Here is a 22,204-nt window from a genome sequence, read left to right on the forward strand (position 1 = left end):
GGATGCCTCATTCAGGGAGCGGGCGGCGGGACCAGTTCGTCGTCCGCTCCGGAACTGAAGGCCAGATATGCCGGCGGGACGTGGTCCGTCAGCCAGACGCCGTTATCGGCCTGGTAAAACTTGAAGCCCTCCCGGTGCATGGCATCCGCGTCGATCACCAGCACAACCGGCTTGCCGTGACGCTGACCTACCCGCTCGGCAGTCTCCCGGTTGAGCGAGAGATGGACTTGCTGGCGTCTCTGCGGACGTATGCCGTCGGACCAGATCGCATCAAGGGAGCGAGACGCAGTGCCGTGATAGAGCCGTGGGGGCGGCTCGAGCGGTTCGAGCCCCAGCTTGACCGCAATCGAGTGCCCTTGCGCGGCACGAATACGCTGGCCATCCGGCGAGAGCGTGAATCGCTGCTTGTCGTTAGTTGCGATGACCTCGAGCAGATCGTCCCGCCGGAAACCCTTCCCCACGGCCTTTGCCTTCCGCATCAACTCGTCGATCCTGACCCAACCCTCTTCATTAAGCTGAAGGTCGATCGAACCCGGGTTGTGCCGCAAGACGAAGCTCAGAAATCGGCTCAATTTGCTCTTATCGAGTGGCATAACAGCGCTTTCGGTGCCTTTCCATCCTTTAGCGACCCCGCCTTACGGGACACCCGCCAATTCCCTTCTTTGTGGGCCACCAGCCCTTCCGGTGTCGCCCAAACAATATCCGGCTCTTCGGTGCCGCATAACCCTTCGCTTGCCAGTGTCAGAAGACCCCAACCAAGATCGACGCCGAACATTGTCTGGGAGATGCCAGGGAGCTTTTCAAGGTGAAAGGCCTGTCCTTCAGGAGAATGCTGCGCCACGAACTGCAAAAGGAGACGGCGCTGCGCATCGGTGATTTCTGCCGGCATGAGATGATCCGAACGACTGCTCAAGCCTCGGCGAACTCGGTACGCGAGCTGCCCCAGGTCAACACGCCCATGAGCGCGCACAGAATGATCAATCCGGCGAGCCCATAGGCGACCAGGATACCTGGCGTCCAGCCGAAGAACGCGTAGGCCGACAAGGTTACGCCGGTCCCGACGGCAATACAGATCGCTCCCAAGGTGGCCCAGCGCAAGTGCCAGAGCGCTCCCAGCGTTCCGACCAGCGCAACGATGGCAACGAGAACCCGCATTTCGTCCGGAACGAGCACCTCCGCTCGCTCAATCAGGGTGCCTGCAAGCACGCACATCGCGCAAAATGCGATCGCGCCGGAGGCTAACCGTGCCAGCAGGCTTGGCTGGCCGATGGTGACCAGTGGTCCGAAGATGAAAAACAGGATCGCAGCGGCAACCAACGGCAGCGCCACTCCTATTATATATGCGCGCCAGCCCTTCGGCGACAGGTCATCCTGAGCGAACTGGATCGGCTCGCCCATGCGTCCTGCGGAGACCCGGACCAACTCCATCGCAGAGACCAGGTCATTCCAGCGGCGCTTGAAAGTGTCACCCTTGCTCTGGTCCACGACCGGCGCCGTGATGATTGCGGTCAGCACGCAGTTTTCCGAAACATAAATGCCGTACTCTCCGACAAGGCGCCCGTCATAACGGGAGAAGATACGCCATTGGACTGGATCGTAGGGGTCCACGGCAACCTCGGCCCCAGTCCGACCGTAGCCAGCCCGTGCATAGGTGTTGATCTGGTTCTGAATCCGGCCGGCAAAGATCTGCCTGGATGTTCCGGTCGGAGGCGGCGGAACGAGAGAGGTCAGGAATTTGGCGGTGATGCGGGGATCGTCCCGATGCACGTAGTCCACCGAGCTGCCGCCGGTGGTTTCAACCGACATTTTCTCTTGAAAATAGGCCACGCTGCTCGTGATTTCCGAAGCCGAGCAGGTCAATGCCTGTGCCGGTCGCGCCATGAGCGGCGCTGCGACCAGGACAGCGACCATGGCCGCTAGACGTAAGACCCCCAACATCAATTCCCCCGATGGCGCCTGCCAACATTGCCGGCATTAGGCCATCAGAAGACCTTCTCCGTCAACGTCCCCGAGTTAGTCGAATCCTTGGACGTATCTGTGTCGGTGGAAAAGGTGCGAACCGACGCTTTCTGTTTTGACCTATCCGATGCCAATGTTAGGCGTAGGATTAAGTTAACCGAGTTCCAGGCTTCAGCATGCTTCCCCGCCTTCCTCCTGCAAGGCAGTCCAGTCAACCAACGGCAACCCGGCCGGCAACGGCGGCTCCGCTGCGGGCTACTCAAATCCCGCAGCGCATGCCGCGCGTAACCAAACCTCGCATTGTCCAGCCGACGCCGGAGGCTGCCCTCGCCCCCGCGGCATTGCAAAACGACCTGTTCGCGGACGCCCAGGCGAAGCCCGCCGTCCAGTCGCCCTCGTTGTCGCCGGACGTCCCCGTCGAGGCCGCTGCCGAGCCCGCGATGGCCTCAGCGACCGCCGCTCCCGCTATGCGCCTCGGAGGTTTGGGCAACCTGCTTGCCATTGCCGCCGCCACGGCCCCTCCTGACGAAGACGTCGCTGACGGTGGGTCCGACCTTCCGCCAAGCCAGGCCATGATCGAGGCAGCACTCGACGACGAGGAGCAGACCATCGAAAGCATCCTGGTGAGGGAGATCTGGGCGAGCGACGACCGGAGAACTCTGGTCCTGATCCTCAAGCAGGCCAAGACAAAGCAGGAATTCAGCTGCAAGGTGAAAAATGCGGCTTTCGATTTCGTCAAGCACGACAAGCTGATCGTGAAGGGCAAGTGGGGCGTCTACCAGAACAAACGTCAATTTCAGGCGACATCGGCGGTGCCGGTAATCCCGAAAGATGCGATCGGCATCGTCTCATGGCTCAAATCGGGCAAGGTCAAAGGCGTCTCGGTCGGCACCGCGATGAAGCTTTCCGATACTTTTGGCAAAGACATCGAGGCCAAAATCAGCGACCCCGAAGCCATGATCGCGGCCGGCATTCAGCCCAAAAAGGCCTATGCGATCGCTGAGGCATGGCTGTCGAGCGCTGGCCAAGCTGAACTGTTCAGCATGCTGGCGCAGCACGGGCTCGGGGATGCCATCATCTCCCGGATCATTCGACGCTACGGCGCCGCCGCTGGCAAGGTAATCGAAGAGAATCCCTGGATACTTTCGGAGACAATCGACGGAGTCGGTTTCGATACGGCAGACAAGGTAGCCATGCATGCCGGCCGGCCGCGCAACGATCCGATGCGCCTGTGTGCGGCCCTCAGGGAGGTGATCGACCGGGCAACGCAACAGGACGGACATTGCGGCATCCCTCCGGTCACCGCGCGCGAGCTCGCCCAGCGTCTTCTCGGTCAACCAACTGTGCCTCAAACTGAGCTCAACAGCGCGCTGAAGAAGGTATGTGACAGCCTAACCCACGTGTTCGACGAAGATGCTGGGCTTGTCTATCCGGCATCCCTTCATCTTGCGGAAGTTCGCCTCGCTGGCTGGATTGCCAAGATGAAGGCTGCGGCCGAAGCAAACCAGGTCCCGCACGAAAAGGCCGTCGCCGTGATCGACGAGGCCTGTCGGGAGCTCGAGGTTACGCTCGACCCGACGCAGATGAAAGCCGCCGTCACCGCTCTTACTGCGGGTGTCAGCATCATCACCGGCGGTCCTGGTACAGGCAAGACCACGACACAGCGGGTCATCGTCAAGGCGTTGCACAAACTCGGCCGGAACGTCGCTCTGGCTGCTCCTACGGGACGTGCCGCCAAGCGCCTGGCGGACGTTTCCGGCGAGTCCGCATCCACCCTCCACCGTCTGCTTCAACCGTCGGCAGAAACCGGCGGGTTTGCGTTCAACGAAACGAACCCCCTCCCCGAAAACTGGGCCGTGGTCGACGAAGCGTCGATGATCGGCGTCAAGCTCGCCGACTCGTTCTTCTCGGCGCTGGCAACGGGCGCCTGCACCACGATCGTCGGAGACGTCGATCAGCTTCCAAGCGTGGAGTCCGGTCAGGTGCTGCGAGATCTGATCATCTCGGACTTCGTTCCGGTGACCCGCCTCAACGTGGTGCACCGTCAAGGCAACGACAGTGGCATCGTCACAGCGGCCCACCGCATCAACAAGGGCCAGTGGCCCGTGCAGCCCGGCGAGACCTTGAACGGTTTCGAGTTTGAGGCGATCGAGGACTCCGGCGAGATCATCAGACGCGTACTTCGGCTGGTTGCCGAGGAACTCCCCAACCGAGGCTACGACCCGTTGAAGGGCGTCCAGGTGCTGGCTGGTATGCGCAAGGGCGATCTGGGCGTCACTGCGCTCAACAACGCGATCAAGCAGCGACTGAACCCGGTTCGCGACGATCCCGAGCACTCTATCTCATTCGGCTTCCGCGTGTTCTCCGTCGGCGATCGCGTAATGCAGATGAAGAACAATTACGCCAAGGGCGTCTACAACGGCGAGGTCGGCTTCATCAAGGCTGTCGGTCGCTTGAAAGCCGACGACGCCAAGACGAACTTCGTCGTGGCCGATTTCTCCGGTTATGAGGCGACCTACTATACTGGCGATCAGAACGAACTTGAACAGGCCTGGGCGTGCACAGTGCACAAGAGCCAGGGCTGCGAATTTCCGGTGGTCGTGTTCGTCTGCCCGTCCTCCCACCGGATCATGCTGAAGCGCAACCTCCTCTACACCGCGGTTACCCGCGCCAAAACGGATTGCATTGTGGTTGGCGACACCGCGGCGCTCGAGACCGCGATTGCGTCAGTCGATACCAGCCGCCGCAACACCTGGCTGGTTCGCCGTCTCGCCGTCGGGACGACGCCTGAGCTCGCGCCTCCAAGCATGCGGATTTGACGGATAGACGACGTGGCACGCACGAAGAAATTACCGGACGTACCGACTCCGAAGAAGAAACCGCTGCTCCCCAAGGGGGCCGGTGCGGTTATGCAGCAACGCACCGAGGCGCTGGATTCGCTCGACTATTTCCCGACACCGCCATGGGGTTCTCGGGCTTTTTGCGAATTCGTTCTTCCCAAGCTCGGCATCTCGCTCGCGCAGCAGAAAAAGCTGGTGTGCCTGGAGCCGGCGGCCGGCGAAGGCCATATGGCCGAAACATTCAAGGAATACTTCCGCGAAGTTCGCTGTTCGGACGTTTGGGACTATGGCAAGGGATATCAGGTTGGGTCATATACCGGCGCCGGTTCTGATGTGCTTCCCGACATGACCGACGTCGATCTCGTCGCCACCAACCCGCCGTTCAACGAAGCTCTGGAGTTTGCCGAGCGTGCGCTTCGCGAGGCACGTCTCGGGGTTGCTCTCCTGGTGCGACTTGGCTGGATCGAAAGCGATACCCGCTGGAAGCTGTTCCGCAAGGCAATGCCTACGGCGATCTGCACGTACGTCGAGCGGCTCCCAATGCACCGCGGAGTCTGGATCCCCGATGGCTCAACGACGACGCCCTATTGCTGGGTGGTCTGGTTGAAGCCGTATATCAGCGCCGATATCCGCGATGAAGCGCGCGCGATCTGGATCCCACCCGGACAACAGAAGCTCCATCACCGGCAGTCCGACGTCGAGAAGTTCGTGAAGTACGAGCCGATGCCGCTGTTCGATGGACTTGGCCCCGCAGTTCCCGCACCAAGCATCGAGCCGGAGTTGATTTAAGGGGCCCGGCGCCCGCGCGTTGGCCAGCTCGCTCTACCGGCCTTCTGTCGGTCGTCCTAGAATGCCGGCGAACGGGTCCACCGGCTCCAGCAGCATGAAACCGTGCGCCCAGTTTTGCTGGTAGGCGCATGTCGGGCAATGCCATCCGTCGCTATGCGCGATCAGGACGCGGCTGGCGGTGCCATGATCATTGATGCACGTGAACTCATGGACGAAGCCGCTGACCTGAAAACGGTTCAGAGCCGCGACCTGGTCGGCAGTCCAGGGAGCTGTTATCTTGTCGCCCATGACGGTCACATCCTGAAACCGGCTGACATCTCATCCTCCGGCTCTTCCGGCTTCTTGAAGACACGCTGGCTCGTCAAGCACTCGGCCGGATCAATGTCGGACCGCTTGCCGAGATAGATCGGCTGGAACAGCGAACCGCCATCAAAAGCGTAGAGATAGCTAACCTCGACGACATCATCGACACCGGGGACTTCCTCGCTGACTGGTATCGTCACGTTGCCCACCGACAGCCTGGTGCCATCCTCCTCCAGAAGCACCAGCGCCACGCTCCGCTTGACGTTGACCTTTTCGATGATGCAGGAGCAGCTCTGCCAGAACTTGAATTTGAACCATGTCGCGTCCGATCCCGGCTTGCCTGGATCGTAGGTCGCGTCGAGCCTCTTGAACACAATCCCTTCGCCGCGGCCGGCCCTGACACGATCAACCAACTCTCGCTTTGCGGCCGCCCCTATCGCCCGTTCGACCATGACGATATTCCTTCCACGATCGAAGTTTCCCGATCGCATAAGGGAGCCACGTTCCTCCAATGGTTTCTGCCGGAGATCGCGGCCATCGAGAGACAAGATGTCGAAGTAGACGAATCTGTTGGCGACCTGCTCGCCATCGAGCACGACGTCGTGTTCGAATGTTGCTGCAGGCTCGGCAATGGCCTTCGTGACCGCGACGGTCTGGCCCTTGCGGTTCCCTCCGATGACGGTGCCGGCCTCGACGATCAGCATCCGCCGCTCGCCATCATGCTTAGGCTCGGCAACCCAAGCATCGTCGTTGATGAGCCGTTCGAGCAACTCCTCGTCGGCAACACCGGGTAGCTGCGGCAGGTAACCAGAAGCATCGCGCGCAATCGTGGCGATCGCCTCAGCTTGCATACTTTTCTCCAAAACGCGATCCAGCTGTCGGAACATAGCCACTGGCAACCTTCTCGAACAGCACTCCGTTGCAGATCTTACGGGCTGCTTCGTAGGCCACGGGGTCCTTGGTCTTGGTCCCGGTGGCAAGTGTCCCGCCACGGCGGCCGTTTGCATAGTTGACTACCCAGGCACAGGCATCGCCTGCCGGCTCGATCGAGATATCGTAGACCTTGTCGCTCCCGCCGGCCTGACTCCACAGACTGATCGAATAAGGACCCGCGGCTTCGGGTGCTTCGTAAGGCAGGGACTTTGGCTTTGCCACAATGCTGTCTCCTCATGTGCGGTCTTACCGTGATGCCTCCCCGCCCTGGAGAGCGGAGCTACCGGTCGACTGGAGACCGAGCGCCGCTACATCCTCACCCTGAAGGGAGGCGGGCTTGTGGCACAAGAAGTTAACGGGCCAGGCGGCAAGCCGCGAGCGTCCAAAGTGTTACTCCTCATGGTTACTGGCCGGCTATTGCTTTTTCACACCCTCGCGGAACCGAGCCGCCAAACGTTGCCTCGAAGAGCGCATGTCAAGGATTCGATAGAGCCTCCGCGGCTCAATCAACCGGGACGGCTTCTCTCCCAAATTAACAGGTAAAGCGTGTTTGGTTAATGGTCTAACGTGCTGAAATTGCGAGCGAAGTGCCCGTCAACCCCGTCTCCACGTAAATCTTTCAAGGATTCGATATTGCCCGAGAAGGCTGTGTCTGGCACCAGCCTCCGCATCCCATTCGGGATCAACAACGCCGGTTACCCTGGCGTTTTTTTTCTTGGAACGGTCCGTCCTCTGGGGACGACGGACCGTCAGACAGATGAGGTTGATGTTGAAAGTCAGTACCGTTTCGTCGCTCGGCCGCAAGATTGTCTTGATTGCAGCAGCGTTTCTGTTTCTCGGCGGCCTGTCCGCCGAGGCACGGCCTCGGCACGCGCATTCCGTCCGACACGGCGCGCCGGCAGCGGAGCCCTGCTTCTTCTTCTGCTCAGAAACCGAGGAGATCGTCCGAACGCGGAACAAACGTGCCGCGCGCGTGAAGCTGCCGGAGCAGACCTGGAGCGCAACCCAGTCTCAGTCCCTCAGTCAGCCTGCCACGTCGAGCCGCTCGCAGGATACCGTCGTCGGTAGTCGGCCGGCCGGTTGCCCTTCCAGATGGTGCGGTTGTCAGGCCTCTATCGAGGTCTTCGGGAAAATTATTCCCTTCTTAAACCGGGCGGCTAACTGGCTGGCCTTCACACACGTATCGCACGCCTCGGCGTCTCCCGAGATGGCGGCCGTTCGCGGCCGCAATCACGTTGTGATTCTCAAGCGACAGATCTCAGCCACCCGCTGGGTCGTGAAAGACGGCAACTGGGGCGGCAAGACCCACATCCGGGAGACCGATCTCTCGGGCTACACGGTCGTCGATCCGCACAGCGGGAAGCTGGCCATGAACTGACGCAACCCCATGGAAGGAACCGCCATGGTTTTTGGGGTGCGGGAAGTCGTCGCGACCTTCTGCGCCGGGCGGTTGTCGTTTGCCGAGGAGACCCATACCCTTGGCCATCGATCGCACGATCACTCACGGAGCCGCCTTATGTCGACCGAACAGACCGCCACGAAGCTCGACGGACTCGTCAGGGATCTCGAAGACTACGGCATGCTGGAAGGGTACGCGGCGCAGCACGCCGCCGCCACCCTGGTGGGAAACTGGAAGGACGCGCTCCGCGACGGCTCCCGGCTTTCCGATCTGATCGGCGACGTCGACCGCACCATGGAGCTGCTCGCCAAGTTCAAGTCGTCAGCCGAAGCACTCGCCGATCTCGAGCCGGCGTCCGGCCCCAAGCCCTGACCTTCTCCATCCGAAGAATATCGATAATGCCGAAGTGGCCCGTACCGACCGACCGCGACGGTCCGGTCCGACGACCAGCAGGTTCCCGCATCCGCCTCCACAGGGAATAGAACGCGAAAGCCCACCTCCGTCAGACGTGGGACGCCGCGTGCGCAGCCAACATTCCCGCCGCGCCGCCCCCTGTTCGTCTCGGCCGGGGACCGCAACTACTATCCTCCCGGAGTCCGGGCACGTCGCTGATTTCAGTCTCCGGGTCGAACCGCTCGATGCGCTTTGCCACCTTGCGATGACGGTCGAGCAACTTCTCCATTAGCCGTTCCGCATAGGCCCTGTCGCCAAGTTTGCGCGACGTGAACCCATTCTCTTTCCCGGCCGTATACAGCACGTACGGAGCGAGTACGGGCGCGGGCGCGGGCGGCGTATGGCAATCCCAAAGGCGGTCCGGAAGCTCAGCTTCCGCCTTTACGAAATAGGGCGAACTGCGCTTTCCGAAGAAGTCGACGTCCCAGGCGATCTCACCATCGATGAATTTGATCCGGCTCTTGACCTGCTGATCAAGAGCGCAATCCCAGAGGCGCTCAAAGTCTTCAAACGAAATTGGGGTTTCGATCTCGACGACGTGCCCCGTGACATCGTTCTTGTATGCGAACGACCATTCGACGCGCGAGGTGCGCTCGTCTTCGGTCCGTCGGATGCGGGTACCTTTAGCCAGATAGGCCTGATGGATACGCTGAACGGTGATCCCGGACAGTGATAACAGGCGCCGGCGAAGCTTCCCTTCGTTGTCGTGAACGACGTAGCGGTGCTCATTCTCAACGGGCATCGGCAGTTTTCTTTCCGGTGACTGCCGATGCCCTATCCTGTGGCGCTGCAAGTCGAGAATGAAATTTAGATGACAGCGTAGGTCATCCCGACGGTGTGCACCGACCTCTCCTCGGTCGAGGAGACATTGGGGTTCCCGAGGTCCGGGAACGTGTCGCCGATTGCTACATGCAGCTTCGTTCCGTCCGCGACCAGCATCACGGCAGCGCGGCCGTGCGCGGCATAGACGTCCTCGATCTTCGCTGCGACGGCCTGGCCGATCTCGGGGTCGTTGACCAGGGTCCAGAGAACGAACCCGACGCCGATGAACTGGCGTGCGCGCATTCGATCGAAACCCGCGTGCCGGAAGTAATGGAACGCCTTCGGATCGGTTGCAGGATCTCCGCGCAGGATGCCCTTCATCTTGGACACGGCCTGGGTAGACGGGATTGCCGCACCCTCCACGAAGGCCTGCTTTGCGATATGCTGCACGGAGATCAAGGTGCCCTTCTCGTGCACCGCCAAGCCGACATGCCCGGCGGGCACCTCTGCCTTTGCGAGCATCTCCCGATGGCGGATCTCATCCTTGGTTTCACGCTTCGGCTTGTCGCCGGCGGCCGTCACGCGGTCCTGGAGCGAGCCCCGCAGCTTTGCCTGTCCCATATCCTAATCCTTCAGATGGTAATTGGTGAATGTCCACTCCTTTGATGCCGCGCCGGCCCAAGCCGATCAACGAGACCGGAAGAAAATTGGGTGACTTAACCACCGAATCCTGCGGCCCACTGGGACAAGTGATTTCGCGCCGGGAGGGTCTTGGCGCTTGCTGTGGAAGGTCGCTATATTATCGTCGCCTCCTTCGTCCGAAGAGCTCGCAGATGCCCAATAGATGTCCGCAGGTTGCGCGGAACCCGCACGTTGTTCCGTTCGCCCCGCGGATTTGGAAGGAGAACGGCAGCACATTCTACGAAGATGGCCGAGTATTCGGTGCAATCGACGAATTTGAGGAAGCTGGTAAGACCGGTCTTGTGATCCATGAATGGACGTCACATGCGCCGGGTTACGGGCACACGATCGAGGCCCTTCGCTGGCTGAGGGACCGCTACGGCAATTTGACGGCTAACGGGATTGGATCCATCGACGACGAGGGTGCGGCCGACATCGCGACCGCTTATTGGGAGCACATGCGCGACAAAGGCCTGGTCGACCTGCTGATCCTGGACGACGGGACCGAATTAGCGGTCGGCCGCGCATTCCCTTGATTTTTTAACGGATGTTGGCGAACGGCGACGGACACGATTCCGCGGCCTGCGATTAGGATCGGAGGCCCGGCTGGAGGGCCCGAGCCGGATCAGTGATCATATCTCCGTTTGGAGCCTCGTATTTGCCGTACATGCCGAGGTCGAAAACCATGTCGCGATATTGGTCTTTCGTCAGCCCGTAATCGTGGCGATACTGCTCCGCGGTGGAGGTCGTGCCATTGACCAGGATCTCGGTTGAGTTTGAGTTCGCCATTCGTTTCACTCCATCATGACTGGGCGGCATCAGCGGCGATACCAGCCTGCACGAGGTCGTTAATCTCCTCTCGCATGCGCGTCCGCTTTTCCTGCTCGCCAGACAAGGCCGCAAGTAACGCGCGCGTCAGTCCGACGAAGTCGACCAGCATCGATCGATCAGGCCCCACCGGAATATCCCGCAGATACTGATCGAAGCGCGTCAGGAGCGCATCATGTTCGCTGCCGCCATCGAGGATCATGAACTCGTTGGAAATGTCCATTCCGCCGGCCTCGTAAAGCGGTGCGTAGGCATCCGTTTGAAAGCCGAGCCGGCCGTAGATCAGTCCACGGAATGACCCGCCATCGGTGGCGTGGCCGAGAAGCTCCCGGAATACCTGTTTGGTCACCTTCAATCTGGTCTGGTAGTCGACCTGCGGCACCTCAAGTCCATACTCGATATCGTTGCGCAGCCTTGCGATCATCTCGTTGGCTGCGTGATATCCTTCAGCGTCGCCGCCCAAGATCTGCTCCATCGCGTAGCGATCAAGCCGGGCGATGGCGGCCCTGATGCCGTCCTGGAACGCAAGCTTCTGGTCGTTGGATCGTTCACTCATTGTCACTTCCCCTTGCCCTGTTGCCGGACAGCAGGAGGCTTGGCGATCTTGATGAACTTGTCGTTCCGCTCCCAGCGATAATACGTTGTTGTGGTCGGACCTCGCCCGCCAGGACCGTCCGACAAGACAGCAATCTCCGGTCGCTCTCCCGACTTTTGAGGAGGCTTGATCCCGAGAAGAGATGCGTTAACGACGAACAATTCTTTCCACTGCCGCTCCATCAGGTCGAAACGGTAGATATGGACGGGACACCCGAGCTCGCACTGCGTCCAATGCATGACGCGCAGGAACAGCTCCGGTCCACCGTCGCCGTCGAGATCCTTCATGGCGTAAGTCCAGCCCGGCGCTGGCTCGGGAAGTGTAGTGGCGATCTTTGCGACAAATTCCTTGGCAATGAGGGCCGATAGTCCGGTCTCCTTGTTGTCGTCAAACTGAATAATTTGGAACCCTGCCCCCTCCGCTTGCGAAGGGTCCGTGAAGGCTTCCTGATCACTCCTCACCTCGGGCAGAGCCTGCGCCGCCACCTGGACAGACCCGCCCCCCGCGAGCAGCAAGGCCACCGCGGATATGCGCAACAGAGACCGGATAGTGGTCCGACAGGCTCTCATGGATCCTTACCTAATGGGGCCGGCCGCGGCCCGCATCGTCTTGGCGATCTTTATCCTAATAGGGTGAATTGTCGTTCGACCCTTAGCCGGTTTCAACAGCTTCGGCCGGTGCCGAGGGCCTCGACCGTTTCGCGCGGCGGATTCAAGGGATGGAGTGGCCGGGCCCCCAGCAGCCCCGACGCACAGTCGGGGCAGCTATAGTAGGCCTGTCCAGACAACGCGAGCCCGATAGCCCACTTTGCCTCGATCGCCTTCTCGTCAACCTCGGCTAGGTCCTTCCCATCGATCGACGCATCGCAACTATAGCAGATCATCCCGTAGCTCATCGAAAGCTCCTCATCAGGCGCGTTTGTAGTTGCCGCCGAGATCGGTCGGCTCGTTGAATTGTCGGCATGGATCTTCAGGCCAAACCATCACGTCCGGCAGATTGCCATGCCGGAATCCTTCGTAGTCCTCTCGGCCATCCTCGATCGAGCGCCGGAGCATTTCTCGACAGCGCGGGCAGACCATTTTCTCAAGCGCGCGTCCATAAGCGACGTGGCCACAGGCCAGATTTACCAGGCGCTTTCCATCCCGGATCATCTTCTCGGCGTTGAAAATCATCACGAAGACTTCACTCGAAACGATCTGTTCCGGTGGCGTCGAAATCTTGATCTTTGGCAACCTAGCCATTGGACGCCTCACCATTCGGTCGGTACGGTAGCGCCCATGGAACGTCCCTTGTTAGCTGACGCTCTCTGGCAATCCACTCAGTCTTCGACGGAACCTCGGAAGCGTCATGCGTCTTCGCGCAGTCCTGGCACACAGCGACATCCTTTGGCCGGTACCAAAAACGCGTCTTCTGCCGACAGATTCCGCAGTTCTCAACCGGATCGAATCGTCCGGAGCCATCGTGTACAACCTCAAATGGCATTAGGTTCTCGTCCCGACTGTCACGTCCACCCCGTTGACTCCTCCAAGTCGTCGTCTGAGATCGAAACAGCCAACGGAGGCCAGCGCGGAAAGGATGCCAACGATCACCGCCCAATTCATCATCAAGCCTCCAGAAGAAAGGGCAGAATCTTTCCGGCCAAGCTGGGGGCAACAGCAACTTCGGGCGAGGCGATAGCGATCCAGCGAAGCTCGGCGATTTCAGACCTCGGCGCCGGGTCACCGGAGATCTCTCCGCGGTAGAGCCTGACGGTCACGGTGGTATCGGCCAGGTCCGCAGCTGGAGCGGAAAAGTCTCCAAGATACTCGGCGGATACCAGGCGGCAGCCGAGCTCCTCGTCAAGCTCGCGGATCAGGGCTTCGAGTTCGCTCTCGCCGGCCTCGAGCTTACCTCCCGGCAGGATGAAGGACAGCCCATTGCGTTTGCGCACCATCAAAATGCGCGCGTCGCGTACCACCGCCAGTCCAACTTTTACAATGTGCCGCATGGATTTCCTTGTTTGTCGACAAGAGCCTGTCCTGCCGTCCTCTGGCAATTAGCTGCGCACCTTTATGGTAAATCCTTGGGGACTACTGTGGATGAGCGCTTCCCGAGCCCTGGTCCGACCGCGCCGCGCCCGCGGCGGACAGGACCCACGGCATTGTCGAGTTAGAGACCGGGAGCGGAGACCGGGTTGCGTTCGACGAAGCCGTCAGCACCGACTTCGTAAGCGACATCGAGTTCACCTGCGTTGACGGCGGAAATGTAGTCCTCGAGGGCCTCGATGGCTTCCATGGTTGCAGGGCGGTCGAGTCTGCCCCTTATTGCAATGGATTTGAGCTTCCCCTCCGCTGCCTCGAGTTCGCCGCAGGCAATGGCCTCGCCTCGGCTGCGGATCAGGAAGATATGTTCCCGCCCCTCGATGATCCGGTGAGCGTAGTAAGCGGCCACGCTGTTCTGGCTCAGGATGTTGTTCATCCGCTCGCCGATATCGAGCAAATCTTCAATGGTCGACGCGATCTCGATCGTCAGCTCGTTTGCCGCCTGGTAGCTTTCGGAAAGCGGGGTCCAGGTGGCCCCAGCCTCGATGTCATCGCGATGACCCTCGATCCAACGCCCGCCACGCACAGCGGCCAAGGCCTCGCGATCGCGAATGAGCTGGGTGCGCACGCGGGCCGCCGCGGGACCATCCAGGGCGTCCGCGAACCCCTCTGCCGCGGCGAGCTCATCGTGCACACCTGGATTTCCAGCGAGGAGATAGCCCAGCAGCATGGCTTCAACCTCCCGGAGCCGATCGTTATTCAATGTAGTGAAGCCGTGGCTCTTGAGCGCTGCCATGACCGCATTCGAAGCTTCTCCGACCGCGTCGGCGACGTCTTTCGTGCGCATGAAAGTGCCGGCCGGCGCCTCCTCGGCCGCTCGCTCGATCCGGGTGAGCCTGTTGTTCAGTTCGGTAATGTGAGATGAAATCGACATGGTCTCGCCCTTGGTTCACCCCCATCCTTGCGAAGCGCGCTGCAAGGCGCCAGATCTCCCGAAACCAGTTAGCTTTTGATCTCCAAGATTCTCCAAGATGCACCAGCTCACCCGCCGGCCAGACAAGGATCCGCACCACAAGGACGGATGGTTTGTCTATTGCGGCGATGTCCGTGTCGGCCACATCGGCCGTCGTTCAGGCGTCCCTACCCATGCCGCGCAATGGGGGTGGAGTTGCGGCTTCAACCCTGGATGTGATCCCGGCCAGGCCACGAACGGAACCGGCGAGACGTTCGAGGAGGCACGTGAAGGCTTCGAGAAGGCGTGGACAAAGCTCGCCGCTACCCGCACCGAGGCTCACTTTGAGATGTGGCGGCAAAGCCGCGACTACCATGCCTGGAAAGACCGAATGCACGACGAGCGCCTGTCGCTGCCGTCACAGTCGCGCGAAGACAGGGGGCGCTGTTTTTGCGGCGCAGAGATCAGTAGCCGATCGGTACCAGATCATATCCGGACGACCCACCGTGGGCTTGGCGCTTGAACAGGCTGTCACAAACGACCGCTCTGTTTGTGCTTCCCGAGAGTGCAGATCGCAGATCTCTCTGGGAGACGATGCATACGCGCCACTACCAATCGATCGATCGATGACCTAGACCATGTCCCCGGGGGGATTTCTAAGGCTTGGTGCATGATCCCAATCGACACCCGAAAATACGTGGAAAAGCAGGCTATTCGGATTTCAGTGTTGAGTCCCGCTGCGATTAACCATGACCACCGGTGCATCGTTGACCGCGGGCGGAGCCGAACCCACATCGTGTGGCATGCAGACCATCTCGGTCCCGTTCAGCTGCTCCCCGAAGGATTGGCGTTTCTCAAGGACTGCCGGAGGATCTTCTCCGCGGCGGTGCGCACCGCCTATGCGAATGCGGCCGGCGTCGACGGCAAGCTGCTCAAGCAGAAGCCGCTGCGTGATCTCGTGAAGGCGCGCTTCGCCGGCGGCGTGGTCGACGCCTGGACGCTGCATTGCGCCACGCTCGAGGGAATGGATCTGCGGCGCGCCCGGCCCGACGGGCGGCTGGTGTTCGGCACGGCGCCGCAAGGGACTGATCGATCAGACCCAGTGGCGTCAGGCGCGGCTGCGGCCGCTGACCAGCCGCGGCGACAAGCTCTTCCTCGGCAACCGGCACTTCCGGCTGGCGCTGGATGCGCGCAGCTGCACCTTCCAGATGTACGGGCGCAAGGTCGACCTGGCGCTGCCGGCGATCACCGGCAATGCCGGCGAGATCCTGCGGCAGGCCGCGGCGCTGGCGGCCGCCAAGAAGATCAACATCACCTTCCGGATCGACGATGCGAAGCTGCACGTCACCATCAAGGATGTCCTGCCGGCCTTCGATGAAGGGTGGCGCGCACGCCTGCGGAAGGATGTGCCGCTGCCCGCTGAAGCCGGAAACTGGGTAGACGTCCAACGGGGTCTCAAAGCGGCGAAGACGTTTGGCTACCGCCGCCCGCATCCGGAGCTCGCTCCGGATCCCGGAGGCCGCATCAGCGGCCTGGCGGTGCGACGGCTCGGCCGGCGCCGGCGACCCGGGCTCATCGCCCGGCCCGTCGGGACCGGCCAGCCCAGGCAAGCAAGTTCGGAAAAACGTGAATCCCTCCGTGGATCTACACCGAAATCCGAATAGCCGAAAAGCACGGCCACGAGCCTATGGGCCGGCGCTATTGGTCGTTCCGAATGGTGACAAACACCAACGCGGTGAAGTTCCGCACGGCGACCGCGGTGACCTATATGGCGGCCTGCGAGGACGTCCAGAAGCGAGCCGAGGCGCTTGGCGCCGCCGCGATTGTGGTCGACGAGTGAATCTGGCCTAGCCGCTTAAGCCCCCACCACCAACATATCCTGACGTTCCCGCTCGCCCCACCCCCGCGACAGCCTCTGCTTCACGTCGTGCCGAGCGAGCACCTTCTCACAGAGCTCCCATCGATCGCCCTTCGGTGTCACGTCGCCGGCGTAGCGCAGATCGAAGGCGGTGGCCTTGGTCCTGCGCTCGGTGTACTCCCGCAGACGCGCCTCGAGCTCCTCCTCGTCCTCGATCCAGTCGGCCTCGATGACGTCCGGCAGAGTGCCGAAGATGTCGAAGCGGTTCCGCATGCGCTCTGAGAGCTTGGCGTAGACCTTTTCGTCGACCGTCTGCTGCGCCACCCCGTGGTAAAGCAGGTTCAACATGTCGACGCGGTCGCGGCGCTGACCGAAGCGTTTGATGCGGCCGATGCGCTGTTCCAAGCGGGAGGGATTCCACGGCAGGTCGATGTTGATCAGTGTACCCAGCGTCTGGAGGTTCAAGCCTTCGCACGCCGCGTCGGTAGCCACCACCAGGCGGATCGTCCGCTCTCTCACGGCGCGCTTGATCTGCTCGCGCTCGACGCTCTTCCACTCGCCGCTGATGAACATGCCGGACTTGCCGGCGCCGGCATAGACCGCGATGGGCTCGTCCGGGATCCGTTGTGTCAGCGCCTCGCCGACCCATTTGGCCGTGTCGAAATACTGGCTGAAGACGATGCATCCCTTCGGCAGCCAGGGATCCGGGCGCTCCAGAAGATAGTAGAGGACCGCGTCCAGCTTTGGGTCGGTCGGATGCGGCGACAGGACGTCGATGATCGCCTGCAGCTGTCGGACCTCCTCGCCCACGAAATCCAGGTTCTCGTCGCCGAGTTCGAGTTGCATCTCCTCGTCGTCGAGAACGCGCCCGGACAGCAGCTTCTCGGCGGTGGCCAGGCCGCTGGCGTAGCTCGAGCACAGCCGCTGCAGCATCAGGCTCCGCATGAAGCCGGCCGACTTCTTGCGCTTCTGCAGCGCTTTCGTGAATTTTTCCGCGGCCAGATACGCGGCATCAAAGGCGCTTGATGTCCGGAGCCCCAGCCCGTCGAACATCGGCGGCATGTGGGCGCCGGGCAGCGGGTGGATGTCGACCGGGATCCGAGGGATCAAGCCCATTTCCTCAAGGGTCGAGCGTTTCCTCAGCACGACATACCGGACCACCGGGTTGTTGCGCTGGAAGAATCCCAGCGCCCCGCGCGGCGTCAGGACGTCGTCGACGAACTGATCGCGGTAGAACTGGTCGTCGATGTCGCTGAAGGCGATCGACGAGACGAAGCGGTTCTTGGGCAGCGCGATGGCGGCGCGCATGTGCCCGAAGATGACCTCGGTCTCGGCCGCAGCAGGAAGCGGATTCCGGAACAAGGTCCAAGCTTCACGTTCGTCGGTGACCCTTTGTTTGCCGCTGATGACCGGCACGCTCTTTTCGGCCGACCGCCATTCGCTCCAGGCGTCGCCGAGTACGTGCTCCGCCCCCATGCCGAGGACCTTGAGGAGGTCCCAGAGGTCCTCCACGTCGGTCTGGATGGGGGTGGCGGTGCCGAGCAAGACGTGCCGCGCCCTCTTGGCCACCTCGTGCATGAAAGACAGCAGGTTGTTCGGCGTCCGCTCGTCGGTGTTCATGTCGTCCTTGCCGCGCGCCCGATGGGCCTCGTCCAAGATGACCATGCCGAAGGACTTCGACATCAAGAACCGGCGTTCCTCGGTGTTGTGGAAGATCAGGCCGGTCGAGACCAGGGCGATCTGACGGGGGCACTTGATCACACCCTCCGCACCGATCGACGGCATCGGGATCTCGTCCGGATCAAGGCGCCATGCCTTTTCCGACGAGAGCCAGACGGCGGAGGGGATGTTCAGCTTGTCCTTGAGCTCGATCTGCCACTGCGTCGTGAGGGTCGCGGGACACAGGATCAGCACGGGGCCGTCACCCAGGAGGGCCGACACCAGGGCCGCGCCGGCGAGCGACAGCGTCTTGCCGACGCCGACCTCATCGGCGAGCAACAATCTGACAGCGCCGTAGGTCTCCCGATGCTCGAGGAACAGGCCGACGAAGGCCCGCTGCCACGGCATGAGCTCCTCGCCCTTCCTGTAGATGTCTGCTTCAACGAGAGCTGCCGGGGCCACCTCCTCTGGCTTCAAGTCCTCGAGCTGGACCTCCACCCGCCTGGCGCTGCGGCCGATCTCCTCGACGATCGCGTCCGGAAGCGGCTTGCCCCGTTCCCAGAGCGCCTCGAACTCCTCCTCCACCCAGGCCACGCCGTCGGCCGAGGTATCCTCCCAGACCATCTCGTAGTTGCTCGTCCACCCTTCCCGCGTCTCGTTGAGGCTGCCCATAAAGGCCGACGCCGCGCCATCCGAACGGCGGATGACGCCGGCCTTGCCGTGGACGAACGGCGCGTCCCGCCGGGAGACCACCCTGATCTCGACGTTGCCGCGCGTCAGGATCTCATAGAGCCGCTTGTAGCGGGGGCGTCGGAAGAAACTCTCGACGGCGTCGTCGACCTCGTTCCACTTCTCCTTGAGAAGCTGCTCGCGTGCCTTCTGGGCGGCATCGATGTCAAGCTGGTCGAGGTCGGAGTTGCAGACGATCCGGACCTTGCCGATCGTCTCGATCTCCTCGTTGATCAGATCGAAGATCGATGACCGGAAGTAGCCCGCGATCCGAATATATTCGGAAGCGCCCTTGAGCTGGTCCTTCAGGTAGACGTGCGAAAGACGGTGAGTCCGGGACGAGAAGCGCTGCAGGTTGCCGCCCCCGATAAGGCCGGTCGAGCGGCCAGGCGCCTGCGTCTCCATATTTCTTCTACCCCAAGCGTTCGTTCCGGATCAGTCCGTGGAGAATACGCGCTGCGCGGGATTCTGTCTCGTCCACCTTTTCGCGCTTCCGAGCAATATACTCCGCGATGGCGGCCACGTCGTCCCGCTTGGAGTGGTAGGACGGCAGCATGTCCCTGAGGTGCGAGAGGACTTCGTCTCCCTCGGCCTCGCTCTCCAGCTCGTAGATGGCATAGAGAATAACTCTGGTCACCGACGGGCCGAACTCGGGAATCTCGAAGCCGGATTTCTTGAATTCCCTCGCCGCCTTCAATCGCGCCTTGTTCGGCTCCAGGCTGCCCATCAGAGAGCCGTAGTCGTCCACCCGGAAGGCCTTGGCGAAGTTCTGATAGTTGTCGAGCTTTCTGAGTGATGTCGTCTCGATGTCCATCATCTTGAAATAGAAGCGCTCGGCGCCGGACAGACCTTCCCACAGCCTGGGGGCCATTTGCTCGGGAACCATGTGCTCGTTGGCGATCTGCACCGCGAAGTCGATGATTTCCCCGACGAGATTTTTCTCGCCAATTCGGCGGGGGCGGAGCGCCTCCATCGTCATGTCGATGCCGTCGATTTTCTCGTACTTCGTAAGCACTCGAAGCGCAGCGGCGTAGCCCGCCATTTGCAGATCGGCATCCTCGAACAAATTCTCGATGCGCCCGTGTCCCTTGAGCTGCTGATTGAGCCCGATCAAAGTGTCGATCTGATCCGCCACTTCGGCTTTAACCTCCTGAACGATCTCGTCCTTGTATCCGACCTCGCGTGCAACTCGCTTGCGAAGGACCAGGGTGACGGTGCCCTGAATGTATCCCCCTTTTTTGGTTTCAGACGTCGTCTCCGTCGCAACGTACCACGCCGACACTACCTGAAGACCGGCTCCCCAGAAGATCTGGGCCATGTCCGCCCACACTCGCCCGTCCTGGTGCGTGAACATGACGATCTGAAGTCCGTTGTCTGGCATGTGATTGGTCGCCGCTCGATATGCGTCGACCATCGCCTTGCGAAATTCGTCACCATTCCCTTTGATTGCCAACGGCCGTCGCGAATCCCAGATCCATTCGCGAAACGGACTCGCTGGATTCTTCCGCAGCCAAGCGATAAAGAACTCCGTTATCTCGTGATAGTTTACGGCATCGGCGTAGGGTGGATCGGTCACGAAGATATCCGCCGGGACGTCCATCCGATCTGCCCGTTCGGTTTTCACTTCCGAATTCGTTCCGATCGAGCAGTATTTATAGGTGACGTTTTCACCAATCCTCAGACCCGAAAACCCACGAGCCCCGAAATTATAGAAGGGGTTGAGCGCCTGATTGTAGAAGACGTTCTCGACACCGTCTGCCGACGGGGCACGCCCATCGCGTCCGGGCGCGCCCAATCTCCAGTGTGACAAACGCGAAGACTTGTCAGCGAGGAACGTGCGGTCGAACGAAAGACATGCGCGAACCTCTGGATCTTTGATTTTCTCGATTTCTTCTGCAACTAAGGCAGCAATCAAAAGCTGCCTAGCGCAGTAAAGATGATGCCAGTAAGTCCATCCGCGTTCCCGCAGGAGACGCGCAGTCTCGATCCCAGTCTGAATCTCCATGTCGGGCACGAAACCGCTGCTCTGCCAAGATGCCAGGTTCTTCTTCACGACAGAGAGTACCTTGGCCTCGCGGACCCTATCCTCGTCAGTCGGCGTCGCGAAGAAGGTCTCCTGACGACCCTTGGAGACTGAATCCGCACTGATCCATTGGACGCAGTAGAGACTCTCTCCGAAGATATCGTCGGACTTGGGGACAACGTCTCCTTTGTCCCACCTTCGGAGATTGTTGCCGATCTCGCCGTTCTTTCGGTAGTCGCCGCGAATTGAAGCGATGGGCGTCCTGTACGTACGACCTTTGAGTTCGTAAACCAACGCCCGCTCCTGAACCGTTCCGCGCTTTGCAGCTTCGAGTTCCTCCGCGGAGACGCCGGAAACGATTTCCACCTCCAGACGTTTTTCAGACTCGTTCGGTCTTAATCGTACGATGGCCTTCTTGATTTTGCTCACGACCAACGATGGAAGGAGAGGAACGATCCACCCCGTCTCCGGGCATCGCGCTTCCAGACAATACAGGTAGGCTTTGGCGCGATTGCCCTCACTGTCGTGTTCGACGCCAAGCTTTGTAAGCTGCTCATCAACAGCGTCGGCCACGCGTTTTTGGGCTGCCACAAGCTGACTTTTCAGTCTGTCGCCGCCTCCAACGAGGTGGATCGCACCCCAGGTGAGCATACACGCAATCGGGTTCAGATCCGACGCGTAGATGTCGCATCCGACCCGGGCCGCCTCGAAGGGAATCGAGCCTGCACCGCAGAATGTATCCGCGATTTTCGGCTTGTGTCCGAATCTCATGATGCCGAGTTGCTCGACAAGCTGCTGGATCGAGCAGGCGCGCGTCCCAAGATGTCGGTTCACGCCGGCCCAGATGTCAGCATAGACATCATCAGACAACTCTTCCGGTCGTAATGAGCGGGCGACCTTGTCTTCGTAAGACCACCTAGAATATGCGGCGAGCCGCAACGTCTCGATCGCGGCGGGATCGGCAGCCCAAGTCAATCCACCTTCACGCAGAGCAGTCTTGTAGTCGTCCGCGGCGGGGTCCGATTTGCCACGAATTTCGAAGTAACTGGAAAGCTCTTCTTCCTTCAGCGCACCAGCTTCGATGGCGAGTCTCGCGATTTCGGCCGGTTTGGCCTTGATCTCGCGCGACAGAAAAGCTCGATCATCGATGCACATAAGTTGCTCGAAGACCTTCAGGTCCGCTTCCGGATCTTCCGTTGCGGGAAGCAGCGCGCCTAAGATGCAGGCGCGGATATAGATTAGGCGCTTGCGTCCCTTCCAGTAGGAGCCAAGGGCGGTCAACGTTTGGGCCCCGTGCGCATCGAACTCGCGCTTTGTCTCGACGGAGATCTTCTGCGCCGGCCACACCCGCTCAATCAGCGATGGCGTGTCTTTCAACGAAAACGGAACGACGGCAGACTTGGGGCTGACTGCATCCATG

The 22,204-nt window shown here is 60.9% G+C and carries 27 protein-coding genes; 8 read left to right on the plus strand and 19 right to left on the minus strand.

Going from position 1 to position 22,204, the window contains the following annotated elements:
- Window positions 1–11: 11 nt before the first annotated feature.
- The 4 genes from ACVIGB_RS02230 to ACVIGB_RS02245 all read right to left on the minus strand — a co-directional run bounded on the left by ACVIGB_RS02230 (window position 12) and on the right by ACVIGB_RS02245 (window position 2,702).
- Window positions 12–593 carry an RNA 2'-phosphotransferase gene (locus tag ACVIGB_RS02230; protein WP_456717289.1) on the minus strand — a complete coding sequence of 194 codons (582 nt, stop codon included), beginning with the start codon at window positions 591–593 and terminating at the stop codon, window positions 12–14.
- Window positions 569–889, minus strand: coding sequence for a hypothetical protein (locus ACVIGB_RS02235; protein ID WP_456717288.1), 321 nt, complete (start codon window positions 887–889; stop codon window positions 569–571). Before ACVIGB_RS02235 ends, ACVIGB_RS02230 begins: the two co-directional genes overlap by 25 nt.
- A gap of 20 nt (window positions 890–909) precedes the next feature.
- Complete coding sequence (locus tag ACVIGB_RS02240) at window positions 910–1,911, minus strand: hypothetical protein (RefSeq protein ID WP_456717287.1); 1,002 nt, start codon at window positions 1,909–1,911, stop codon at window positions 910–912.
- Between the two features lie 494 nt (window positions 1,912–2,405).
- Window positions 2,406–2,702 (minus strand): hypothetical protein, encoded by a 297-nt coding sequence (locus ACVIGB_RS02245; RefSeq protein ID WP_456718257.1) that lies wholly within the window; start codon window positions 2,700–2,702, stop codon window positions 2,406–2,408.
- Here ACVIGB_RS02245 and recD2 point away from each other — a divergent pair.
- Entirely contained in the window at window positions 2,583–4,778 is a 2,196-nt protein-coding gene (gene recD2 / locus ACVIGB_RS02250; RefSeq protein WP_456718236.1) for an SF1B family DNA helicase RecD2, read from the plus strand. The genes ACVIGB_RS02245 and recD2 overlap by 120 nt on opposite strands.
- A 12-nt stretch (window positions 4,779–4,790) precedes the next feature.
- Entirely contained in the window at window positions 4,791–5,588 is a 798-nt protein-coding gene (locus tag ACVIGB_RS02255) for a hypothetical protein (protein WP_456717286.1), read from the plus strand.
- A 33-nt stretch (window positions 5,589–5,621) separates the two neighbouring features.
- On the opposite strand, the gene ACVIGB_RS02260 is transcribed toward ACVIGB_RS02255, so the two are convergent.
- Genes ACVIGB_RS02260 through ACVIGB_RS02270 form a run of 3 tightly spaced genes read right to left on the minus strand, consistent with a single transcriptional unit; the run spans window position 5,622 to window position 7,046 of the window.
- Window positions 5,622–5,876, minus strand: coding sequence for a hypothetical protein (locus ACVIGB_RS02260; protein ID WP_456717285.1), 255 nt, complete (start codon window positions 5,874–5,876; stop codon window positions 5,622–5,624).
- A gap of 5 nt (window positions 5,877–5,881) precedes the next feature.
- On the minus strand, window positions 5,882–6,742 hold the full coding sequence (locus tag ACVIGB_RS02265) for an ATP-dependent DNA ligase (protein ID WP_456749079.1): 861 nt from the start codon (window positions 6,740–6,742) through the stop codon (window positions 5,882–5,884).
- Complete coding sequence (locus ACVIGB_RS02270; protein WP_456749080.1) at window positions 6,732–7,046, minus strand: hypothetical protein; 315 nt, start codon at window positions 7,044–7,046, stop codon at window positions 6,732–6,734. Before ACVIGB_RS02270 ends, ACVIGB_RS02265 begins: the two co-directional genes overlap by 11 nt.
- Before the next feature lie 544 nt (window positions 7,047–7,590).
- On the opposite strand from ACVIGB_RS02270, the gene ACVIGB_RS02275 reads away from it, so the two are divergent.
- Both ACVIGB_RS02275 and ACVIGB_RS02280 read left to right on the plus strand, forming a co-directional pair.
- A complete protein-coding gene (locus ACVIGB_RS02275; RefSeq protein ID WP_456717283.1) occupies window positions 7,591–8,202 on the plus strand; it encodes a hypothetical protein in 612 nt (203 codons plus the stop codon).
- Between the two features lie 138 nt (window positions 8,203–8,340).
- Window positions 8,341–8,595 (plus strand): hypothetical protein, encoded by a 255-nt coding sequence (locus ACVIGB_RS02280; protein WP_456717282.1) that lies wholly within the window; start codon window positions 8,341–8,343, stop codon window positions 8,593–8,595.
- A 130-nt stretch (window positions 8,596–8,725) separates the two neighbouring features.
- On the opposite strand, the gene ACVIGB_RS02285 is transcribed toward ACVIGB_RS02280, so the two are convergent.
- Together ACVIGB_RS02285 and ACVIGB_RS02290 are read right to left on the minus strand one after the other, a co-directional pair.
- Window positions 8,726–9,418, minus strand: a complete 693-nt coding sequence (locus tag ACVIGB_RS02285; RefSeq protein ID WP_456717281.1) for a hypothetical protein — start codon at window positions 9,416–9,418, stop codon at window positions 8,726–8,728.
- A 65-nt stretch (window positions 9,419–9,483) separates the two neighbouring features.
- Window positions 9,484–10,059, minus strand: a complete 576-nt coding sequence (locus ACVIGB_RS02290; protein ID WP_456717280.1) for a hypothetical protein — start codon at window positions 10,057–10,059, stop codon at window positions 9,484–9,486.
- Between the two features lie 29 nt (window positions 10,060–10,088).
- On the opposite strand from ACVIGB_RS02290, the gene ACVIGB_RS02295 reads away from it, so the two are divergent.
- Window positions 10,089–10,655: a hypothetical protein gene (locus tag ACVIGB_RS02295; RefSeq protein WP_456717279.1), complete on the plus strand. Its 567-nt coding sequence runs from the start codon at window positions 10,089–10,091 to the stop codon at window positions 10,653–10,655.
- A gap of 52 nt (window positions 10,656–10,707) precedes the next feature.
- Here ACVIGB_RS02295 and ACVIGB_RS02300 read toward each other — a convergent pair whose 3' ends face one another.
- The 7 genes from ACVIGB_RS02300 to ACVIGB_RS02330 all read right to left on the minus strand — a co-directional run bounded on the left by ACVIGB_RS02300 (window position 10,708) and on the right by ACVIGB_RS02330 (window position 14,497).
- On the minus strand, window positions 10,708–10,908 hold the full coding sequence (locus ACVIGB_RS02300) for a hypothetical protein (protein ID WP_456717278.1): 201 nt from the start codon (window positions 10,906–10,908) through the stop codon (window positions 10,708–10,710).
- 13 nt (window positions 10,909–10,921) lie between these two features.
- Entirely contained in the window at window positions 10,922–11,503 is a 582-nt protein-coding gene (locus tag ACVIGB_RS02305; protein ID WP_456717277.1) for a hypothetical protein, read from the minus strand.
- A gap of 2 nt (window positions 11,504–11,505) precedes the next feature.
- Window positions 11,506–12,063, minus strand: a complete 558-nt coding sequence (locus ACVIGB_RS02310) for a hypothetical protein (RefSeq protein ID WP_456717276.1) — start codon at window positions 12,061–12,063, stop codon at window positions 11,506–11,508.
- Window positions 12,064–12,203: 140 nt separating this feature from the next.
- Window positions 12,204–12,437: a hypothetical protein gene (locus ACVIGB_RS02315; protein ID WP_456717275.1), complete on the minus strand. Its 234-nt coding sequence runs from the start codon at window positions 12,435–12,437 to the stop codon at window positions 12,204–12,206.
- A 13-nt stretch (window positions 12,438–12,450) separates the two neighbouring features.
- Entirely contained in the window at window positions 12,451–12,783 is a 333-nt protein-coding gene (locus ACVIGB_RS02320; RefSeq protein ID WP_456717274.1) for a hypothetical protein, read from the minus strand.
- A gap of 362 nt (window positions 12,784–13,145) precedes the next feature.
- A complete protein-coding gene (locus tag ACVIGB_RS02325; protein WP_456717273.1) occupies window positions 13,146–13,529 on the minus strand; it encodes an NUDIX hydrolase in 384 nt (127 codons plus the stop codon).
- 161 nt (window positions 13,530–13,690) lie between these two features.
- The gene (locus tag ACVIGB_RS02330; protein ID WP_456717272.1) at window positions 13,691–14,497 is read right to left on the minus strand and encodes a hypothetical protein; all 807 of its coding nucleotides are present in this window, start codon (window positions 14,495–14,497) and stop codon (window positions 13,691–13,693) included.
- A 97-nt stretch (window positions 14,498–14,594) separates the two neighbouring features.
- Here ACVIGB_RS02330 and ACVIGB_RS02335 point away from each other — a divergent pair, with 97 nt between their 5' ends.
- On the plus strand, window positions 14,595–15,038 hold the full coding sequence (locus ACVIGB_RS02335; protein ID WP_456717271.1) for a hypothetical protein: 444 nt from the start codon (window positions 14,595–14,597) through the stop codon (window positions 15,036–15,038).
- Window positions 15,039–15,236: 198 nt separating this feature from the next.
- Here the strand turns inward: ACVIGB_RS02335 and ACVIGB_RS02340 are convergent, their stop codons facing one another.
- Window positions 15,237–15,596 (minus strand): hypothetical protein, encoded by a 360-nt coding sequence (locus ACVIGB_RS02340; protein ID WP_456717270.1) that lies wholly within the window; start codon window positions 15,594–15,596, stop codon window positions 15,237–15,239.
- A 127-nt stretch (window positions 15,597–15,723) separates the two neighbouring features.
- Here ACVIGB_RS02340 and ACVIGB_RS02345 point away from each other — a divergent pair, with 127 nt between their 5' ends.
- On the plus strand, window positions 15,724–16,179 hold the full coding sequence (locus tag ACVIGB_RS02345; RefSeq protein WP_456717269.1) for a hypothetical protein: 456 nt from the start codon (window positions 15,724–15,726) through the stop codon (window positions 16,177–16,179).
- Between the two features lie 50 nt (window positions 16,180–16,229).
- Window positions 16,230–16,355: a hypothetical protein gene (locus ACVIGB_RS02350; RefSeq protein WP_456717268.1), complete on the plus strand. Its 126-nt coding sequence runs from the start codon at window positions 16,230–16,232 to the stop codon at window positions 16,353–16,355.
- A gap of 15 nt (window positions 16,356–16,370) precedes the next feature.
- On the opposite strand, the gene ACVIGB_RS02355 is transcribed toward ACVIGB_RS02350, so the two are convergent.
- A complete protein-coding gene (locus ACVIGB_RS02355; protein ID WP_456717267.1) occupies window positions 16,371–19,166 on the minus strand; it encodes a phospholipase D-like domain-containing anti-phage protein in 2,796 nt (931 codons plus the stop codon).
- A gap of 7 nt (window positions 19,167–19,173) precedes the next feature.
- Complete coding sequence (locus tag ACVIGB_RS02360) at window positions 19,174–22,203, minus strand: anti-phage-associated DUF1156 domain-containing protein (protein ID WP_456717266.1); 3,030 nt, start codon at window positions 22,201–22,203, stop codon at window positions 19,174–19,176.
- Between the last annotated feature and the right edge of the window lies 1 nt (window position 22,204).

The sequence above is a fragment of the Bradyrhizobium sp. USDA 4341 genome (genome assembly GCF_054063755.1).

What these genes read in the sequence shown, in the direction of transcription:
- ACVIGB_RS02230 (WP_456717289.1), bottom strand. Translation starts at nt 593, where the DNA reads ATGCCACTCGATAAGAGCAAATTGAGCCGATTTCTGAGCTTCGTCTTG.
- ACVIGB_RS02235 (WP_456717288.1), bottom strand. Translation starts at nt 889, where the DNA reads ATGCCGGCAGAAATCACCGATGCGCAGCGCCGTCTCCTTTTGCAGTTC.
- ACVIGB_RS02240 (WP_456717287.1), bottom strand. Translation starts at nt 1,911, where the DNA reads ATGGTCGCTGTCCTGGTCGCAGCGCCGCTCATGGCGCGACCGGCACAG.
- ACVIGB_RS02260 (WP_456717285.1), bottom strand. Translation starts at nt 5,876, where the DNA reads ATGGGCGACAAGATAACAGCTCCCTGGACTGCCGACCAGGTCGCGGCT.
- ACVIGB_RS02265 (WP_456749079.1), bottom strand. Translation starts at nt 6,742, where the DNA reads ATGCAAGCTGAGGCGATCGCCACGATTGCGCGCGATGCTTCTGGTTAC.
- ACVIGB_RS02275 (WP_456717283.1), top strand. Translation starts at nt 7,591, where the DNA reads ATGTTGAAAGTCAGTACCGTTTCGTCGCTCGGCCGCAAGATTGTCTTG.
- ACVIGB_RS02280 (WP_456717282.1), top strand. Translation starts at nt 8,341, where the DNA reads ATGTCGACCGAACAGACCGCCACGAAGCTCGACGGACTCGTCAGGGAT.
- ACVIGB_RS02285 (WP_456717281.1), bottom strand. Translation starts at nt 9,418, where the DNA reads ATGCCCGTTGAGAATGAGCACCGCTACGTCGTTCACGACAACGAAGGG.
- ACVIGB_RS02290 (WP_456717280.1), bottom strand. Translation starts at nt 10,059, where the DNA reads ATGGGACAGGCAAAGCTGCGGGGCTCGCTCCAGGACCGCGTGACGGCC.
- ACVIGB_RS02295 (WP_456717279.1), top strand. Translation starts at nt 10,089, where the DNA reads ATGTCCACTCCTTTGATGCCGCGCCGGCCCAAGCCGATCAACGAGACC.
- ACVIGB_RS02300 (WP_456717278.1), bottom strand. Translation starts at nt 10,908, where the DNA reads ATGGCGAACTCAAACTCAACCGAGATCCTGGTCAATGGCACGACCTCC.
- ACVIGB_RS02305 (WP_456717277.1), bottom strand. Translation starts at nt 11,503, where the DNA reads ATGAGTGAACGATCCAACGACCAGAAGCTTGCGTTCCAGGACGGCATC.
- ACVIGB_RS02315 (WP_456717275.1), bottom strand. Translation starts at nt 12,437, where the DNA reads ATGAGCTACGGGATGATCTGCTATAGTTGCGATGCGTCGATCGATGGG.
- ACVIGB_RS02320 (WP_456717274.1), bottom strand. Translation starts at nt 12,783, where the DNA reads ATGGCTAGGTTGCCAAAGATCAAGATTTCGACGCCACCGGAACAGATC.
- ACVIGB_RS02325 (WP_456717273.1), bottom strand. Translation starts at nt 13,529, where the DNA reads ATGCGGCACATTGTAAAAGTTGGACTGGCGGTGGTACGCGACGCGCGC.
- ACVIGB_RS02330 (WP_456717272.1), bottom strand. Translation starts at nt 14,497, where the DNA reads ATGTCGATTTCATCTCACATTACCGAACTGAACAACAGGCTCACCCGG.
- ACVIGB_RS02335 (WP_456717271.1), top strand. Translation starts at nt 14,595, where the DNA reads ATGCACCAGCTCACCCGCCGGCCAGACAAGGATCCGCACCACAAGGAC.
- ACVIGB_RS02345 (WP_456717269.1), top strand. Translation starts at nt 15,724, where the DNA reads ATGTACGGGCGCAAGGTCGACCTGGCGCTGCCGGCGATCACCGGCAAT.
- ACVIGB_RS02350 (WP_456717268.1), top strand. Translation starts at nt 16,230, where the DNA reads ATGGTGACAAACACCAACGCGGTGAAGTTCCGCACGGCGACCGCGGTG.
- ACVIGB_RS02355 (WP_456717267.1), bottom strand. Translation starts at nt 19,166, where the DNA reads ATGGAGACGCAGGCGCCTGGCCGCTCGACCGGCCTTATCGGGGGCGGC.
- ACVIGB_RS02360 (WP_456717266.1), bottom strand. Translation starts at nt 22,203, where the DNA reads ATGGATGCAGTCAGCCCCAAGTCTGCCGTCGTTCCGTTTTCGTTGAAA.